Origin of the sequence: Variovorax defluvii (genome assembly GCF_039541515.1) — a bacterium.
GTDB lineage: Bacteria > Pseudomonadota > Gammaproteobacteria > Burkholderiales > Burkholderiaceae_C > Variovorax > Variovorax defluvii.
In genome coordinates this window covers 352053-368932 of the sequence record NZ_BAABGJ010000081.1, presented here as the reverse complement: position 1 = coordinate 368932, position 16880 = coordinate 352053, and the positions used below count along the sequence as shown (strand labels likewise).

The following is a 16880-nucleotide window of genomic DNA, read 5'->3' as shown; positions in this document are numbered from 1 at the left end:
AGGCGCATGAAGCCGACCGTCATCAGCGCCGATGCGATGTTCGAGGAGTTCCGAGGCTCGCTCCGGTGGGAGTGGCTCGCGGGCCTGGGCGCCTCGGAGCGGCAGTTCGATCCCGGCGTCATCAGCCGGGCCCAGTCGGCGGCGGACCTGGTCGGCTACCTCAACTACATCCACCCCTACCGCGTGCAGATTCTCGGCGCGCGCGAAGTGGCCTATCTGACGCGCGGCTCGCCCGAGGACTGCGTCCGCCGCATCGCCCGCATCGTCACGCTGGAGCCCCCCATGCTGGTCCTGGCCGACGGCCAGACCGCGCCCGACCAGTTGCTGTCGATCTGCGAGCGGGCCCAGTTGCCCCTGTTTGCGACGCGGGAATCCTCCGCCTTCGTCATCGACCTGCTGCGCGCCTACCTGTCCAAGCACTTTGCCGAGCGCACTTCGATGCACGGCGTGTTCATGGACATCCTGGGCATGGGCGTGATGATCACCGGCGAATCGGGCCTCGGAAAGAGCGAGCTGGGCCTGGAACTGATCTCACGCGGCAATGGCCTGGTGGCGGACGACGCGGTCGACCTCTATCGCATCAACCAAACCACGCTGGAGGGCCGCTGCCCCGACCTGCTGCAGAACCTCCTCGAGGTGCGTGGCATCGGCCTGCTGGACATCCGCGCGATCTTCGGCGAGACGGCCGTGCGCCGAAAGATGCGGCTCAAGCTCATCGTGCACCTGGTGCGGCGCGACAGCTTCGAGCGCGACTACGAGCGCATGCCTTCGGCGCCGCTGACGCAGGACGTGCTGGGCATCCCGGTGCGCAAGGTGATCATCCAGGTGGTGGCGGGCCGCAACATCGCCGTGCTGGTGGAGGCAGCGGTGCGCAACTCGATCTTGCAGTTGCGCGGCATCGACACCTACGCCGACTTCGTGGCGCGCCACCACAAGGCCATGGAAGGCGCCCGGGACGACGACTAGGCGCGAGGGCGCCGCCGGCCGCGCCTTCCCCGAGGGAATGACACGCTCGAAGCGTTGAAGAGCCCGGCGTCTTATCTCTTGCTGGCGCAGTCGGCGCAAAGGCCGTAGAGCGACATGGCGTGGTCCTGCAGGATCCAGCCCTTGTCCTTCGACACGATCTGCTGGCGCTGCTCGATCTCGGGGTCGTAGAACTCCTCGACCCGGCCGCAGCCGGTGCACACCAGATGATCGTGGTGCTTGCCCTCGTTCAGTTCGTAGACTGCCTTGCCGCTCTCGAAGTGGCTGCGCTCGAGGATGCCGGCCTGCTCGAACTGCGTCAGCACGCGGTAGACGGTCGCCAGGCCGATGTCGGAATGCTCGTTGAGCAGCACGCGGAACACGTCTTCCGCCGTCATGTGGCGTTGGCCACCGTTCTGGAAGATCTCGAGGATCTTGAGGCGCGGCAGCGTGGCCTTGAGGCCGGTATTCTTGAGTTCGTCGATGTTGCCCATGGTGGTTTTCGCTTCCGCCCCTGAAAGGGCCGGCAGGGGGCCAGCCGCTACAATGACTCGATCATATCGCTTGCCCTCCTGGCCCTTTTTCATGCCTGAGATTTCTCAACGCCGCCTCTGGCTGCTCGCCGGCGCCGTCGCCGCGATGCTGAGCCTGGGGGGCTGCAGCAGCTTCACCGAGCGTTCGCGCAATGCGCTGTACGCCATCACTCCTTACAAGGTCGAAGTGGTGCAGGGCAACTTCGTTTCGAAGGAGCAGGTCGAGCTGCTCAAGGCCGGCATGTCGCGCCAGCAGGTGCGCGAGCTCCTCGGCACCCCGCTGCTCAACGACGTCTTCCACGCGAACCGCTGGGATTACGTGTTCACCATCCGGCGCCAGGGCATCGAGCCGCAGCAACGCCGCCTGACCTTGTTCTTCAACGGCGAGATCCTCGATCGCTTCGAGGGCGATCCGATGCCCAGCGAGCAGGAATTCGTCGCCGCCGTCGACGCCCGCGGGCGTGCAGGCAAAGTGCCCGTGCTGGAGGCCACCGAGGGCCAGCTCAAGAAGTTCGAGCCCTCGAAGGACAAGGACAAGTCCGCCGAGGCCGAGTCGGCATCCACCGCGGCCTCGGCGCCGCTTCCTCCCAGTTATCCGCCGCTCGAATCCGGCCGTTAGCCCTGAGCGTGCTGACCGGGCCGGTCGCACCGGCCGGCAATTCCCGAAGGCTCCACCGCGTGACCGACTCTTCCTCCTCCACTTCTTCCCCGCGCCGCGTGGCGGTGGCCGGCGCCTCCGGCCGCATGGGCCACATGCTGATCGAGGCCGTGCGCGCGGCCGAGGACTGCCGCCTGGCAGGCGCCCTCGACATCGCGGGCAGTCCGGCCGTCGGCAGCGATGCCGCCGCCTTCCTCGGCGTCAACAGCGGCGTGCCCATCGTGGCCGACCCGCGTGAAGGCCTCAAGAACGCCCAGGTGCTGATCGACTTCACCCGCCCGGAAGGCACGCTGGCCCACCTGGCCGTGTGCCGGGAGCTCGGCGTGCAGGCCGTGATCGGCACCACCGGCTTCAGCGAAGCGCAGAAGGCCGAGATCGCCGCCGCGGCGAAAGACATCGCCATCGTCATGGCGCCCAACATGAGCGTGGGCGTGAACGTCACCTTTAAGCTGCTGGAGATGGCGGCCAAGGCGCTGTCCACCGGCTATGACATCGAGGTCATCGAAGCGCATCACCGGCACAAGGTCGATGCGCCTTCGGGCACGGCGCTCAAGATGGGCGAGGTGATCGCCGAGGCGCTGGGCCGTGACCTGAAGGATTGCGCCGTTTACGCGCGCGAGGGCGTCACCGGCGAGCGTGACCCATCCACCATCGGCTTCGCGACCATCCGCGGCGGCGACATCGTCGGCGACCACACGGTGCTCTTCGCCGGCACCGGCGAGCGCATCGAGATCACGCACAAGTCCGCCAGCCGCGCCACCTACGCCCAGGGCAGCCTGCGCGCCGTGCGCTTCCTGGCCGGGCGCCAGGCCGGCCTGTTCGACATGTTCGACGTGCTCGGCCTGCGATGACGGTCCTGGAGCTGCTCACCCACGGCGACGGCCTCAGCCGTTCGGTGGCGGCGCTGCTCCTGCTGATGTCGGTATCGAGCTGGGTGATCATTCTCTGGAAGGCATGGCTGCTGCGCGGCGGCACGCGCGACGTGGCGCGCAGCATTGCCGCCTTCTGGCAGTCGGCCTCGCTCGGCGACGCCGAGCAGAAGCTGCGCAGCTTCGACCGCGCGGCCCTGGTCTGGCCGGCGGTGCACGCAGTGCGCCAACTGGCTGTCGAGCCCGACCCTTCCACCCTTGGCGGCGCCGTCGGCCGGGCGCAGCGCCTCACGCGGGTGCTGCGCGACGCTCTCCACGCCGCGCTGCGGCGCCTGCAGTCCGGCCAGATCCTGCTGGCGACCGTGGGAGCGACGGCGCCCTTCGTCGGCCTGCTGGGCACGGTCTGGGGCATCTATGGGGCTCTGACCGGCATCGCCGGCGAAGCCGGCGGCTTCACCATCGACAAGGTGGCCGGCCCGGTGGGCGAGGCGCTGATCATGACTGCATTGGGCCTGGCGGTGGCCATTCCTGCCGTGCTGGCCTACAACGTGTTCGGCCGGGTGGTCGGCCGCATCGAGGCCGAGCTCGAGGGCTTTGCGCACGATCTGCTCGGCGCCCTGGGCGACACGCCGGCGCGCGAGGCGCCCCTGCCGCCCGCGCGGCCCATGCCCGCCTGACATGGCCTTCGGGCGCACCTCCCTCGGCAGCACCGCCACCGGCGGCCGGGCCATCGGTGCCGGGGGGCAGCGTCCGCTGTCGGACATCAACGTCACCCCGCTGGTGGACGTGATGCTGGTGCTGCTGGTGATCTTCATCATCACGGCCCCGCTGATGGCCAGCTCGATCAAGCTGGACCTGCCGCGCACCGCGGCCGGACAGCCCGCCGACACCCCGAAATTCGTGAGCCTCTCGGTCAACGCGGCCGGCGAGATTTTCCTCAACGACCAGCCCGTCAGCACCGAGGCGCTGGCCGAGCGGCTGCGAAAGGCGGCCGCCGCCGGCCCGGACACGGAGATCCAGCTGCGCGCCGACCAAGCCGTGCCCTACGGCCGGGTGGTCGAGCTGATGGGCATCGCCAACCAGGCCGGCCTGAGCCGCATCGGTTTCGTGACGGAGAAAAAATAGCTCTCCCCCGGGCTCCCCCATTCGTGTGGTCCGCCAACCCCTTTGCGGGGGCAACACCAGTGGCCCGGCAAAGCCGGTTCCACGGTGTCTCCCGAATGGGCTGCGCGGTTTCGTCAAGGCGGGGGCGGAGCGGACGTTGCCAGCCGCGATAATCCTCCTTCCCCGGCCGCCCGATGCCGGGCCGTTGTTGCATCTGCCCCCATGAATCCCAGCTACAAACCCAGCGAAGTCGAGTCGGCCGCCCAGGCGGCCTGGACCGCGGCCGACGCCTACCGCGTGACCGAGGACGCGAACAAGAAGAAGTACTACGCCTGCTCGATGCTGCCCTATCCCAGCGGCAAGCTGCACATGGGCCACGTGCGCAACTACACCATCAACGACATGCTCACGCGCTACCTGCGCATGAGCGGCTACAACGTGCTGATGCCGATGGGCTGGGACGCCTTCGGCCTGCCGGCCGAGAACGCGGCGCTCAAGAACGGCGTGCCGCCGGCCCGGTGGACGTACGAGAACATCCGCTACATGAAGGGCCAGCTCCAGGCCATGGGCCTGGCGATCGACTGGAGCCGGGAGGTCACGACCTGCGATCCGGCCTACTACAAGTGGAACCAGTGGCTATTCCTCAAGATGCTCGAGAAGGGCCTCGCCTATCGCAAGACGCAGGTGGTCAACTGGGATCCGGTCGACCAGACCGTGCTGGCCAACGAGCAGGTGATCGACGGCAAAGGCTGGCGCACCGGTGCGACCGTCGAGCGCCGCGAGATCCCCGGCTACTACCTGAAGATCAGCGACTACGCCGAGGAACTGCTCGAATACACGCAGCACAAGCTGCCGGGCTGGCCCGAACGCGTCAAGCTGATGCAGGAGAACTGGATCGGCAAGAGCGAAGGCGTGCGCTTCGCCTTCACCCACGACATCCGGGACGACAAGGGCGAGCTGATCCAGGGCGGCCGCATGTACGTCTTCACGACGCGTGCCGACACCATCATGGGCGTGACCTTCTGCGCGGTGGCCCCGGAGCACCCGCTGGCTGCGCATGCCGCGAAGTCCGACCCGAAGGTCGCCGCCTTTATCGAGGCCTGCAAGGCCGGCGGCACCACCGAGGCCGAGCTGGCGACGCAGGAGAAAAAGGGCGTGCCGACCGGCCTGTTCGTCCATCACCCCATCACCGACGAGCCGGTTCCGGTATGGGTCGGCAACTACGTGCTGATGGGCTACGGCGACGGCGCGGTGATGGGCGTGCCCGCACATGACGAGCGCGACTTCGCCTTCGCCAACAAGTACGGCATCGAGATCATCCAGGTGGTGCTGGTCGACGACGAGCCTCACTTCGACTACCACCGCTGGCAGGACTGGTACGCCGACAAGACCCGCGGCGTGACCATCAATTCCGACAACTTCAGCGGCATGTCGCATGCGGAAGCGGTCAAGGCGGTGGCCCACGCGCTCGGCCAGAAAGGCCTGGGCGAGATGCAGACCACCTGGCGCCTGCGCGACTGGGGCATCAGCCGGCAGCGCTACTGGGGCACGCCGATCCCCATCATCCACTGCGAGGAACATGGCGCGGTGCCCGTGCCCGAGCAGGACCTCCCGGTGGTGCTCCCCACCGACTGCGTGCCCGACGGCTCGGGCAATCCGCTGCACAGGCACGAAGGCTTCCATGCCGGCGTGGTCTGCCCCGTCTGCGGCAAGCCGGCGCGGCGCGAGACCGACACCATGGACACCTTCGTCGACAGCGCCTGGTACTTCATGCGCTACTGCGACCCGAAGAACGACGAGGCGATGGTGGCGGACGGCGCCCGTTACTGGATGCCGATGGACCAGTACATCGGCGGCATCGAGCATGCCATCCTGCACCTGCTGTACGCGCGCTTCTGGACCAAGGTGATGCGCGACATGGACCTGGTCGCGGCGGACGAGCCTTTCAGCCGGCTGCTGACCCAGGGCATGGTGCTCAACCACATCTACTACCGGCGCACCGAGAAGGGCGGCAAGGAATACTTCCCGCCCTCGGAAGTGACGCAGGTGCTCGACGCGCAAGGCCGCATCACCGGCGGCACGCTGGCCGACGGCACGGCGGTCGAGTACGGCGGCGTCGGCAAGATGGGCAAGAGCGAGCGCAACGGCGTCGACCCGCAGGACCTGATCGAGAAGTACGGCGCGGACACCGCGCGCCTCTACACCATGTTCACCGCGCCGCCCGAGGCCACGCTGGAGTGGAACGACGCCGCCGTGGAGGGCAGCTTCCGCTTCCTGCGCCGGGTCTGGAATTACGGCGCCGCGCTCGGGACCGCCGAGGCCGCGGTGCCCGAGGCTGACAAGGTGGACCTCGACACGGTCGACCCGCGCTCGGCTTTCGGCAAGGAGGCCAAGGCCCTGCGCCGCGAGGTTCACACCGTGCTGCGCCAGATCGACTACGACTACCAGCGCATGCAATACAACACCGTGGTCTCGGGCGCGATGAAGCTGCTGAACGCGCTGGAAGGCTTCAAGTCCGATGGCAGCCCGGGCGACCGCGCAGCCGTGCGCGAGGGCTTCGGCATCCTGCTGCGATGCCTCTACCCGGCGACGCCGCACATCACCCATGCGCTGTGGCACGAGCTGGGTTACGACAAGCTGCAGGGCCCGCTGCTCGACGCGCCCTGGCCGGTGGTCGATGCCGTGGCCCTGGAGCAGGACGAGATCGAACTCATGCTGCAGGTCAACGGCAAGCTGCGCGGCTCGCTGCGCGTGCCGGCCAACGCGACCAAGCCCGAGATCGAGAAGATCGCCCTGGCGAGCGAGGACTTCGTCAAGTTCGCCAACGGGGCTCCCGCCAAGCGCGTGGTCGTCGTGCCGGGCCGGCTGGTCAACGTGGTGGTGTGAGGATCATGGACAACGCTTCGACGTCGCGTCGTGCCCTGCTGGCCGGCGCCGCTGCCACGCTGGCGCTCGCGGGCTGCGGCTTCCAGCTGCGCCGCGCGCCGGACTTCGCTTTCAAGTCGCTGGCCGTGCCGGGCAAGTCGGCGTTCGTCAACTCGCTGCGCCGTCAATTCCGCGCCGCCGGCAACGTCGAACTGGTGCCGGAAGAAGAGATGGGCCGCGCCGAGGCCATCCTGGAGGTCCTGTCGGAGAACCGTGGCACGGCCGTGCTCTCCACCAATTCGGCCGGCCAGGTGCGCGAACTGCAGCTTCGGCTGACCATGCGCATCCGCCTTCGCACGCCGGCCGGCAAGGAGCTGCTGCCCCCGACGGTGATCGAGCAGTTCCGCGACATCACCTACAACGAAACCGCCGCCCTGGCCAAGGAAGGCGAGACCGAGCTGCTGTACCGCGACATGCAGAGCGACATCGCCCAGCAGACCTTGCGCCGCCTGGCAGCCGTCAAGACGCTCTGACCCGATGCAGCTCGCGCCGGCCCAGCTCGATGCGCACCTGCAGAAGGGGCTCAGGCCGCTGTACGTCATCCATGGCGACGAGGCCCTGCTTGCACAGGAAGCGGCCGATGCCATCCGCGCCGCTGCGCGGGCGCAGGGCTACACCGAGCGCAGTTCTTACACCGTGGCGGGCGCCCGTTTCGACTGGAGCGCGGTGCTGGCGGCCGGCGGATCGCTGAGCCTGTTCGCCGAGCGGCAGATCGTCGAGGTCCGGATCCCCTCCGGCAAGCCGGGCAAGGACGGCAGCGCCGCGCTGCAGGAGATCGCCGAGAACGCCGCCGGCAACGACAGCACCCTGACCCTGGTGATGCTGCCGCGGCTGGACAAGGCCACCCGCACCGCTGCCTGGTTCGCGGCGCTGGAGGCCCATGGCGTCAGCCTGGCGGTCGAGACCGTCGAGCGCAGCGCGCTGCCGCAGTGGATCGCCCACCGCCTGGCGCGGCAGGACCAGCGCGTGAAGGCTGGCGAGGAAGGCCAGCGCACGCTGCAGTTCTTTGCCGACCGGGTGGAAGGCAACCTGCTGGCTGCCCACCAGGAGATCCAGAAGCTGGCGCTGCTCTACCCTGCAGGCGAACTGGGGTGGGAGCAGGTCGAGGCCGCGGTCAACAACGTCGCGCGCTACGACGTGTTCAAGCTGTCCGAGGCCGTGCTGGGTGGCAACCCCCAGCGCGTGGCCCGCATGCTCGATGGCCTCGAAGCCGAGGGCGAGGCCGAGGTGCTGGTGCACTACACGCTGGCCGAGGACATCCGCGCCCTCAAGCGGGTGAAGGACGCCATGGCCGCCGGCCGTCCCCTGCCCATGGCGCTGCGCGAGAACCGTATCTGGGGCCCGCGCGAGCGCGCCTTCGAGCGCGTACTGCCGAAGCTGGACGATCGCGCCCTGGCCCGCCTGCTGCGCGCCGCCCACGTCGTGGATGGCATCGTCAAAGGCCTGAAGCAGCCTGACTGGCCGGCCGGCGGCTGGCAGGCGCTGCAGCGGCTGGCGCTGATGCTTTGCCGGGCCTGCGCGGCGCCGGCGCGCGGCTGAATTCCGAGCGGGCGCCCCCGGGCGATTCGTTGCATTTTCAGGAACGCGCCGTTTCCCCGCGAAGGGCGGCCGCGCGGACCTCGCGTGGGACAATTCGCCCCATGAACGCCTTCAACGTCAACGAATACATGCAGACCCTGGGCATGCAGGCCAAAGCGGCTGCCGCCCGGATGGCGAAGGCCTCCGCCGCCACCAAGAGCCAGGCCCTGCGCGCCCTGGCCCGCCGCCTGCGCGAAAGCGCCGAGGCCCTGGCCCCGGCCAACGCCCGCGACGTGGAGCGGGCGCAGGCTGCCGGCCTGTCCGCCCCCCTGGTCGACCGCCTCAAGCTCAGCCCCAAGGCCCTCGAAACCGTCGCGCTCGGCTGCGAACAGCTCGCCGCCATGCCGGACGTGATCGGCGAGGTCATCGGCATGCGCCAGCAGCCCAGCGGCATCCGCGTCGGCCAGATGCGGGTGCCGATCGGCGTCTTCGGCATGATCTACGAGAGCCGCCCCAACGTGACCATCGAGGCCGCCAGCCTGGCGATCAAGAGCGGCAACGCAGCCATCCTGCGCGGCGGCTCGGAGGCCATCGAATCCAACAAGGCCCTCGCCGCCCTGGTCGGCGAGGCGCTGGCCGAAGCCGGCCTGCCAGTCGAGGCGGTGCAGCTGGTGCAGACCACCGACCGCGAGGCGGTCGGCCGGCTGATCGCCATGCCCGATTTCGTCGACGTGGTGATCCCGCGCGGCGGCAAGGGCCTGATCGAGCGCATCAGCCGCGAGGCCAAGGTGCCTGTCATCAAGCACCTGGACGGCAACTGCCATGTCTACGTCGATGACACCGCCGAGCTCGACATGGCGGTGCGCATCGTGGACAACGCCAAGACCCAGAAGTACAGCCCCTGCAATGCTGCCGAGGGCCTGCTGGTGGCCGCCTCCATGGCCGAGAGCTTCCTGCCCGAGATCGGCGCCATCTTCGCCGCCAAGGGCGTGGAAATGCGCTGCGACCCGGCCGCCGCCCGCATCCTGCGGGCCGAAGGCCTGCTGCCGGCGGGCGCCAAGGTGGTCGATGCCGAGGAGTCGGACTGGTCCGAGGAGTACCTCGCCGCCGTCATCAGCATCAAGGTGGTGGCTGACGTGGACGAGGCCATCGCCCACATCAACCGCTACTCCAGCCATCACACCGACGCCATCGTCACCCGGGACCACCTGCATGCGCAGCGTTTCCTGCGCGAGGTCGACTCGGCCAGCGTGATGGTGAATGCCAGCACCCGCTTTGCCGACGGCTTCGAGTTCGGGCTGGGCGCCGAGATCGGCATCAGCACGGACAAGTTCCATGCCCGCGGGCCGGTGGGCATCGAAGGCCTGACATCGCTCAAGTACGTGGTGCTGGGCCAAGGCGAAGTGAGGACATGACGCTCTCCGCCAGGCTCACCCACGTCGTGTGGTCCGCCAACCCCCTCGCCGGAGGCGCACCCGGCGGCCCGGCAAAGCCGATTCCGAGGGTGCTCCCGAACGGGCCTGCTTCGCGGCCCTCGTGTTTCATGCGCCGCGGGTCGAATCCTACAATTTCACTCCAAATTTCGGCTTAGACCGCAAACGACAAGGCCCCGCATGGTCCCCCATCTCGTCACCGCCCTGACCGGCCCGATCAACGAGCTCGAGCAGCGCATCCTCGATTCCATGCCGGCCATCGAGCGCTGGTTCCGCCTGGAGTGGATGGAGCACACTCCGCCCTTCTACAGCTCGTCCGACATCCGCAACGCCGGCTTCAAGCTGGCCCCGGTCGACACCAACCTCTTCCCGCGCGGCTGGAACAACCTGACGGACGACATGCTGCCGCTGGCGGTGCAGGCCGCGCAGGCCGCCATCGAGAAGATCTGTCCCGAGGCGCGCAACCTGCTCGTCATCCCCGAGAACCATTCGAAGAACACCTTCTACCTGGCCAACGTCGCCCGGCTGGTGCGCATCTTCCACATGGCGGGGCTGAACGTCCGGGTGGGCTCCATCGACCCGGCCATCAAGTCGCCCAAGAAGATCGAGCTGCCGCATGGCGAGAGCGTGTGCCTGGAGCCGGTCGTGCGCAGCCGCCGGCGCCTGGGGCTCAAGCATTTCGACCCCTGCACCATCCTGCTCAACAACGACCTCTCGGCCGGCACCCCGGGCATCCTGGAGGACCTGCACGAGCAGTACCTGCTGCCGCCGCTGCATGCCGGCTGGTCGGTGCGCCGCAAGAGCAACCACCTGCACAGCTACGAGGAGGTGTCCAAGCGCTTCGGCAAGCTGCTGGGCATCGACCCCTGGCTCATCAATCCGATGCATGCGCGCGCCGGCGGCGTCGACCTGGCCGAGGGCAAGGGCCTGGACGTGCTGACCAGCCATGTCGATGCGCTGCTCACCAAGGTCCGGCGCAAGTACAAGGAATACGGCATCAACGAGAAGCCCTTCGTGGTGGTCAAGGCCGACAACGGCGCCGACCCCATGGGCGTGATGACCGTGCGCGACGTCAAGGACCTGGAGATCTTCAGCCGCCGCAGCCGCGGCAAGGCCCCTGCCTCGCCCGGACAGGAAACGCCCCAGGGCCCGACCGACCTGATCGTGCAGGAAGGCGTGCTGACCAACGAGCGGGTCAACAACGGCGTGGCCGAGCCGGTCGTCTACATGATGGACCGCTACGTCGTCGGCGGCTTCTACCGCGTCCATGCCGAGCGCAGCCCGGACGAGAACCTCAACATGGCCGGGGCCAGCTTCGTGCCGCTGGCCTTCTCGGAGAGTGCGCACTTACCGCAGCCCGGCGCCAAACCCGGCGCGAGCGCGCCCAACCGTTTCTACATGTACGGCGTGATCGGCCGCCTGGCCATGGTCGCCGCCAGCTACGAGATGGAGGCGACCAACCCGGACGCCGAGACCTACGAGTAGTTTTTTGGCCATCCTGCCTTGCGGACCGACCGGCTGACGGCAAAATAGCGGCCCCACACCAACGCAAATCCCGAGGGCGGAGGGCGGCGCGGCGGCCGGACGAGGCCCCACGGCGCCCGCGCGTGCATCCCACGCCGGACGCCCTTGTGCACCCTCTTCGTGTCCCCGACCAAATCCTCCTCCGCCGCGCTGATCCTCGCAGCCATCGGCGTCGTCTACGGCGACATCGGCACGAGCGTGCTGTATGCGGTGAAGGAGGTCTTCGGCCAAGGCCACGTGCAGTTCACCGTCGAGAACGTCTACGGCATTCTGTCGATGTTCTTCTGGACGCTGACGGTCATCGTCTCGCTGAAGTACGTGGTGCTGGTGCTGCGCGCCGACAACGAGGGCGAGGGCGGCCTGGTCGCGATGCTGGCGCTGGCCTCGCAGGCGGTGGTCGACCGTCCGCGGCTGCGCCACGTGCTGCTGGTGGTCGGCATCTTCGGCACCTCGCTCTTCTACGGCGACGGCGTCATCACGCCGGCCATCTCGGTGCTGTCGGCGGTCGAGGGCCTGGAGGTGGTGTCGCCGCACTTCCGGCACTACGTGATTCCGATCACCCTGGTGGTGCTGTTCTGCCTGTTCGCGCTGCAGAAGCACGGCACCGCGGGTATCGGCCGCTTCTTCGGGCCGATCACGCTGGCCTGGTTCATCGCCATCGCGCTGCTCGGCGTCACCCAGATCCTCACCCACCCCGAGATCCTCAAGGCCATCAGCCCGTACTACGCGCTGCGCTTCATGTGGGACAACCCGGGCACCAGCTTCATCATCCTGGGCGCCACCGTGCTGTGCGTGACCGGTGCCGAGGCCCTCTATGCCGACCTCGGCCATTTCGGCAAGCGCCCGATCCGCATCGCCTGGTTCTCGATCGTGATGCCCGCGCTGGTGCTCAACTACTTCGGCCAGGGCGCGCTGCTGCTGGAGAACCCGGCGGCCGTGAAGAACCCCTTCTTCATGATGGCGCCCGAGTGGGCCCTGATCCCGCTGGTGCTGCTGGCCACCGCGGCCACGGTCATCGCGTCGCAGGCGCTGATCACCGGCGCCTTCAGCGTCACGCGCCAGGTGATCCAACTGGGTTACCTGCCGCGCCTGAACATCGAGCACACCAGCGTGCGAACAGCCGGCCAGATCTACATACCCTTCGTCAACTGGGGTCTGTTCGCCGCGATCGTGCTGGCCGTGGTCATGTTCCGCTCGTCCAGCAACCTGGCGGCGGCCTACGGCATCGCCGTCACCACCGACATGATGATCACCACGGTGCTGACCTTCTTCGTGATCCGCTACGCCTGGAAGTACCCGCTGTGGCTCTGCCTCGCCGCCACCGGCTGGTTCTTCGTGGTGGACTTCCTGTTCTTCGCCTCCAACCTGCTCAAGCTCTTCGAAGGCGGCTGGTTCCCGCTGCTCATCGGCGGATCCATCTTCATGCTGATGCTGACCTGGAAGGAAGGCCGGCGGCTGATGGGCCAGATGCAGCTGGCCGAGGCCATCGACCTGCGCGCTTTTCTCGACTCCGTCTTCGTCAACCCGCCCGCGCGGGTGGAAGGCACGGCGGTCTTCATGACGGCCGAGCCGGGCGTGGTGCCCAATGCGCTCTTGCACAACCTGAAGCACAACAAGGTGATGCATGAGCAGAACCTGTTCGTCACCGTGCGCAACCACGAGGTGCCCTGGATCCCCATGGACAAGCGCATCGAGATGGAGCCGCTGGGCCGCCACTGCTGGCAGGTCATCGTGCACTACGGCTTCAAGAACGACGTGGACCTGCCGCGCGCCCTCGAGCATGCGCGCCTGCGCGGCTGCCAGCTCGAACCCATGACCACCAGCTACTTCCTGTCGCGCGACGTGGTGATTCCCACCCTCGGCAGCGGCATGGCGCCGTGGCGCGAGAAGCTCTTCGCGCAGATGCACCACAGCGCGAGCGGGGCGGCGGGCTTTCTGGGCCTGCCGAACAACGCGGTGGTGGAGTTGGGCTCCAAGATAGAGATTTAGCTCTCCCCCAGGCTTCCCCACTTCGTGTGGTCCGCCAACCCCCTCACCGGGGGCGCACCCGGTGGCCCGGCAAAGCCGGTTCCACGGAGCATGTTGCTCTCCCCCAGGCTTCCCCACTTCGTGTGGTCCGCCAACCCCCTCACCGGGGGCGCACCCGGTGGCCCAGCAAAGCCGGTTCCACGGGTGCTCCCGAACGGTCCTGGCTTCGCGGGCCCTGACTCGGCGCTCGGCGGCACAATTCCGGGATGACGTTTTTCAAGGACCTGAGTCTCTCGTCCTTCACCGCCGGCTTCGTGGCCGTGCTGGTGGGATTCACCAGTTCCGTGGCCATCGTGTTCCAGGCGGCGCAGTCCTTCGGGGCCACGCCGGAGCTCATCAGTTCCTGGATGTGGGCGCTGGGCATCGGCATGGGGCTGGCCTCGGCGCTGCCTTCGCTGTGGTGGCGCCAGCCGGTGATGATCGCCTGGAGCACGCCCGGCGCGGCGGTGCTGGCGGTGGCCGGGGCTGGATATGGCATGGGGGAGGCGGTGGGCGCCTTCGTGGTCTGCGCCGTGCTCATCACGCTGGCCGGGGCCACCGGCTGGTTCGAGCGCGTGATGAACCGCATCCCGATGGCGCTGGCCTCGGCCCTGCTGGCGGGCGTGCTGGCGCGCTTTGGGCTGGAGGCCTTCCTCGCGGCGCGCACCGCGCTGCCCCTGGTGCTGCTGATGCTGCTGTGCTACCTCGTCACGCGCCGCCTGTTGCCGCGCTACGCGGTGCCGCTGACGCTGCTGGCGGCCATCGTCTTCGCGGCCGTGCGCGGCGAGCTGGCGTGGGGCGGCGTGCAGCTCAGCGTGGCCACGCCCGTCTTCACCATGCCGGTCTTCAGCTGGCAGGCGGTGGTCAGCCTGGCGCTGCCGCTCTTCGTCGTCACCATGGCCTCGCAGAACCTGCCCGGCGTGGCGGCGATCCGCGCGGCCGGCTACGACCTGCCGGTCTCGAAGCTGATCACCCTCAGCGGGCTGTCCACCCTGGTGCTGGCCCCCTTCGGCGCCTTTGCCCTCAACCTGAGCGCGATCACCGCCGCCATCTGCATGGGCCGCGAGGCGCACGAGGACCCGGCGCGGCGCTACACCGCGGCAGTGAGCTGCGGCGCGATCTACGTGGTGGTCGGCATCTTCGGCGCCGCGGTCACGGGGCTGCTCACCGCCTTTCCGAAGGAGCTGGTCGCCGCCATCGCCGGGCTGGCGCTGCTGGGCACCATCGGCAGCGGCCTGGCCGCGGCGGTGCGGGACGAAGCGCATCGAGAGGCGTCGCTGATCACCTTTCTCGTCACGCTCTCGGGCCTCAGCATCGCCGGCATCGGCTCCGCCTTCTGGGGCGTGGTGGCCGGGGCGGTCGCACTCGCGATCCAGCAGGCGGGGCGGCGCAAACCCTTCGCCGGCAAGGTCATCGCACCTGCCTGCAAGATTCGGCAAGACGCCCGGGCCGCGGCGGACGCGGCGGCCCGCTCCTCACCGACCACCGGAGAGACACCCTGATGCACTTCCTTTTCGTTGCCGACCCCCTCGAGCAGTTCAAGATCTACAAGGACACCACCTTCTCGATGATGCGCGAGGCCCAGCGCCGCGGGCACAAGCTCTCGGCCTGCGTGCCGCAGGACCTCACTTGGCAGCGCGGCCGCCCGGTCGTCGCGAAGGTGCGCGAGATCACGCTGACCGGCGAGCCGGACTGGTTTCGCGAAGAAGCCGTGATCGAACGGCCCCTGCACGCTTTCGACGCGGTGCTCATGCGCAAGGACCCGCCCTTCGACGCCGAGTACATCTACGCCACCCACCTGCTCGAGCAGGCCGAGCGCGAGGGCGCGCGCGTGATCAACCGCCCGCGCGCCCTGCGCGACCATCCCGAGAAGCTGGCGATCATGGAGTTCGCCGAATACACCACGCCGACGCTGGTCACCCGCGATCCTGCAGCGGTGCGCGCCTTCCATGCGGAGCACCAGGACATCATCCTCAAGCCGCTGGACGGCATGGGCGGCATGGGCATCTTCCGCGTGCGGTCCGACGGATTGAACCTCGGCTCCATCGTCGAGACGCTCAACCGGCACGGCGAAGAGACCATCATGGTGCAGCGCTTCGTGCCCGAGATCACCAAGGGCGACAAGCGCATCCTGGTGATCGCCGGCCAGCCCGTGCCCTTCAGCCTGGCGCGCATTCCGCAGGGCAGCGAGGTGCGCGGCAACCTGGCCGCTGGCGGCAAGGGCGTGGCCCAGCCGCTGACCGACCAGGACCGCCGCATCGCCGAGGCGATCGGCCCGGTGCTCAGTGCGCGCGGCCTGCTGCTGATCGGGCTCGACGTGATCGGCAACGCGCTGACCGAGATCAACGTGACCAGTCCCACCTGCTTCCAGGAGATCACCGAGCAGACCGGCTTCGACGTGCCGGCCATGTTCATCGATGCGCTGGAGGCGGAACTGCGCTGAGCTTGCGGCCGATCCGATGGCGCTGCCGCAGGTCGAGTGCGCAGCGCTTCAGCCGTGCCGCCGGCCGTCGACGAACACCGCCAGCTCGCCGGACGCGAAAGGCGTCCAGGTCTCGTTGGTGGTCAGAGGCGCGGTGACGACCACCGCCACGCGGTCGTCGGGCGTGGTGTGCTGCGCGAAGTCGATCGTCAGGTCCTCGTCCGCGAGCTCGGCCGTCAGGAAGGGGTGGCGGCGCTCGATGTACCAGAGGTTCGTGGAGGCGTGGGACCACAGCGCCTGCCCGTTCGAGAGCATGAAGTTGAAGGTGCCGTTGCGCGAGATGCGCGGCGCCAGTTCACGAAGCGTGAGCGTCAGCTCCTCGACCGTGGGCACGCCGGCGTGCGACTTCGCCATCTCCTGCATGATCCAGCAGAAGGCATGTTCGCTGTCGGTGTGGCCCACCGGGTGGAAGTTGCCGTGCAGCCGCGGGCGGAAGTCCTTCAGGTCGCCGTTGTGGGCGAACACCCAGTAGCGGCCCCACAGCTCGCGCACGAAGGGATGGCAGTTCTGCAGGTTCACCGCGCCTTGCGTGGCCTTGCGGATGTGCGCGATGACGTTGCGGCTCTTGATCGGGTAGCGCCGGATCAGCTCGGCCACCGGCGACTCGCAGGCCGGCTGGTGGTCCACGAAATGCCGCAATCCGCGGTCCTCGAAGAAGGCGATGCCCCAGCCGTCCGCATGGTGGTCGGTGCGGCCGCCGCGCTGCGCGAAGCCCGTGAAGCTGAACGTCACGTCCGTCGGCGTGTTGCAGTTCATCCCGAGGAGCTGGCACATGCGCTTATTAAACTGCAATGCGCCACCCGTTCCACGCCGCTTCGGGCTCATGCCAGGAACACCGCGGAACCGGCTTCGCCGGGCCGCTGG

At 68.4% G+C, this 16880-nt stretch carries 15 protein-coding genes; 13 read left to right on the top strand and 2 right to left on the bottom strand.

What is annotated here, in order from left to right; translation table 11 throughout:
• The first annotated feature begins 6 nt into the window (after positions 1 to 6).
• Complete coding sequence (gene hprK, locus ABEA07_RS27270) at positions 7 to 966, top strand: HPr(Ser) kinase/phosphatase (protein ID WP_345541848.1); 960 nt, start codon at positions 7 to 9, stop codon at positions 964 to 966.
• 71 nt (positions 967 to 1037) lie between these two features.
• Here hprK and fur read toward each other — a convergent pair whose 3' ends face one another.
• A complete protein-coding gene (gene fur, locus ABEA07_RS27265; protein ID WP_345541847.1) occupies positions 1038 to 1457 on the bottom strand; it encodes a ferric iron uptake transcriptional regulator in 420 nt (139 codons plus the stop codon).
• Between the two features lie 91 nt (positions 1458 to 1548).
• Between fur and ABEA07_RS27260 the strand changes: the two genes are divergently transcribed.
• The 12 genes from ABEA07_RS27260 (at position 1549) to gshB (ending at position 15977) form a co-directional block, all read left to right on the top strand.
• On the top strand, positions 1549 to 2115 hold the full coding sequence (locus ABEA07_RS27260) for an outer membrane protein assembly factor BamE (RefSeq protein WP_345541846.1): 567 nt from the start codon (positions 1549 to 1551) through the stop codon (positions 2113 to 2115).
• Positions 2116 to 2174: 59 nt separating this feature from the next.
• Positions 2175 to 3005, top strand: a complete 831-nt coding sequence (gene dapB / locus ABEA07_RS27255) for a 4-hydroxy-tetrahydrodipicolinate reductase (protein WP_345541845.1) — start codon at positions 2175 to 2177, stop codon at positions 3003 to 3005.
• Positions 3002 to 3700 carry a MotA/TolQ/ExbB proton channel family protein gene (locus ABEA07_RS27250; protein ID WP_345541843.1) on the top strand — a complete coding sequence of 233 codons (699 nt, stop codon included), beginning with the start codon at positions 3002 to 3004 and terminating at the stop codon, positions 3698 to 3700. The genes dapB and ABEA07_RS27250 overlap by 4 nt, the downstream gene beginning before the upstream one ends.
• 1 nt (position 3701) lies before the next feature.
• Positions 3702 to 4148: an ExbD/TolR family protein gene (locus tag ABEA07_RS27245; RefSeq protein ID WP_345541841.1), complete on the top strand. Its 447-nt coding sequence runs from the start codon at positions 3702 to 3704 to the stop codon at positions 4146 to 4148.
• Between the two features lie 201 nt (positions 4149 to 4349).
• On the top strand, positions 4350 to 7013 hold the full coding sequence (gene leuS / locus ABEA07_RS27240; protein WP_345541840.1) for a leucine--tRNA ligase: 2664 nt from the start codon (positions 4350 to 4352) through the stop codon (positions 7011 to 7013).
• 5 nt (positions 7014 to 7018) lie between these two features.
• Positions 7019 to 7525 carry an LPS-assembly lipoprotein LptE gene (locus tag ABEA07_RS27235; protein ID WP_345541839.1) on the top strand — a complete coding sequence of 169 codons (507 nt, stop codon included), beginning with the start codon at positions 7019 to 7021 and terminating at the stop codon, positions 7523 to 7525.
• A 4-nt stretch (positions 7526 to 7529) separates the two neighbouring features.
• Entirely contained in the window at positions 7530 to 8591 is a 1062-nt protein-coding gene (holA, locus tag ABEA07_RS27230) for a DNA polymerase III subunit delta (protein WP_345541838.1), read from the top strand.
• A 101-nt stretch (positions 8592 to 8692) separates the two neighbouring features.
• Complete coding sequence (locus tag ABEA07_RS27225) at positions 8693 to 9985, top strand: glutamate-5-semialdehyde dehydrogenase (RefSeq protein WP_345541837.1); 1293 nt, start codon at positions 8693 to 8695, stop codon at positions 9983 to 9985.
• A 198-nt stretch (positions 9986 to 10183) separates the two neighbouring features.
• Entirely contained in the window at positions 10184 to 11488 is a 1305-nt protein-coding gene (gene gshA, locus ABEA07_RS27220; protein ID WP_345541836.1) for a glutamate--cysteine ligase, read from the top strand.
• 159 nt (positions 11489 to 11647) lie between these two features.
• On the top strand, positions 11648 to 13516 hold the full coding sequence (locus ABEA07_RS27215; RefSeq protein WP_345541835.1) for a potassium transporter Kup: 1869 nt from the start codon (positions 11648 to 11650) through the stop codon (positions 13514 to 13516).
• Between the two features lie 245 nt (positions 13517 to 13761).
• A complete protein-coding gene (locus tag ABEA07_RS27210; RefSeq protein ID WP_345541833.1) occupies positions 13762 to 15036 on the top strand; it encodes a benzoate/H(+) symporter BenE family transporter in 1275 nt (424 codons plus the stop codon).
• Positions 15036 to 15977 (top strand): glutathione synthase, encoded by a 942-nt coding sequence (gene gshB / locus ABEA07_RS27205; protein ID WP_345541832.1) that lies wholly within the window; start codon positions 15036 to 15038, stop codon positions 15975 to 15977. Before ABEA07_RS27210 ends, gshB begins: the two co-directional genes overlap by 1 nt.
• Positions 15978 to 16025: 48 nt before the next feature.
• Here gshB and ABEA07_RS27200 read toward each other — a convergent pair whose 3' ends face one another.
• On the bottom strand, positions 16026 to 16790 hold the full coding sequence (locus ABEA07_RS27200) for a class II glutamine amidotransferase (protein WP_345541831.1): 765 nt from the start codon (positions 16788 to 16790) through the stop codon (positions 16026 to 16028).
• Positions 16791 to 16880: the final 90 nt, after the last annotated feature.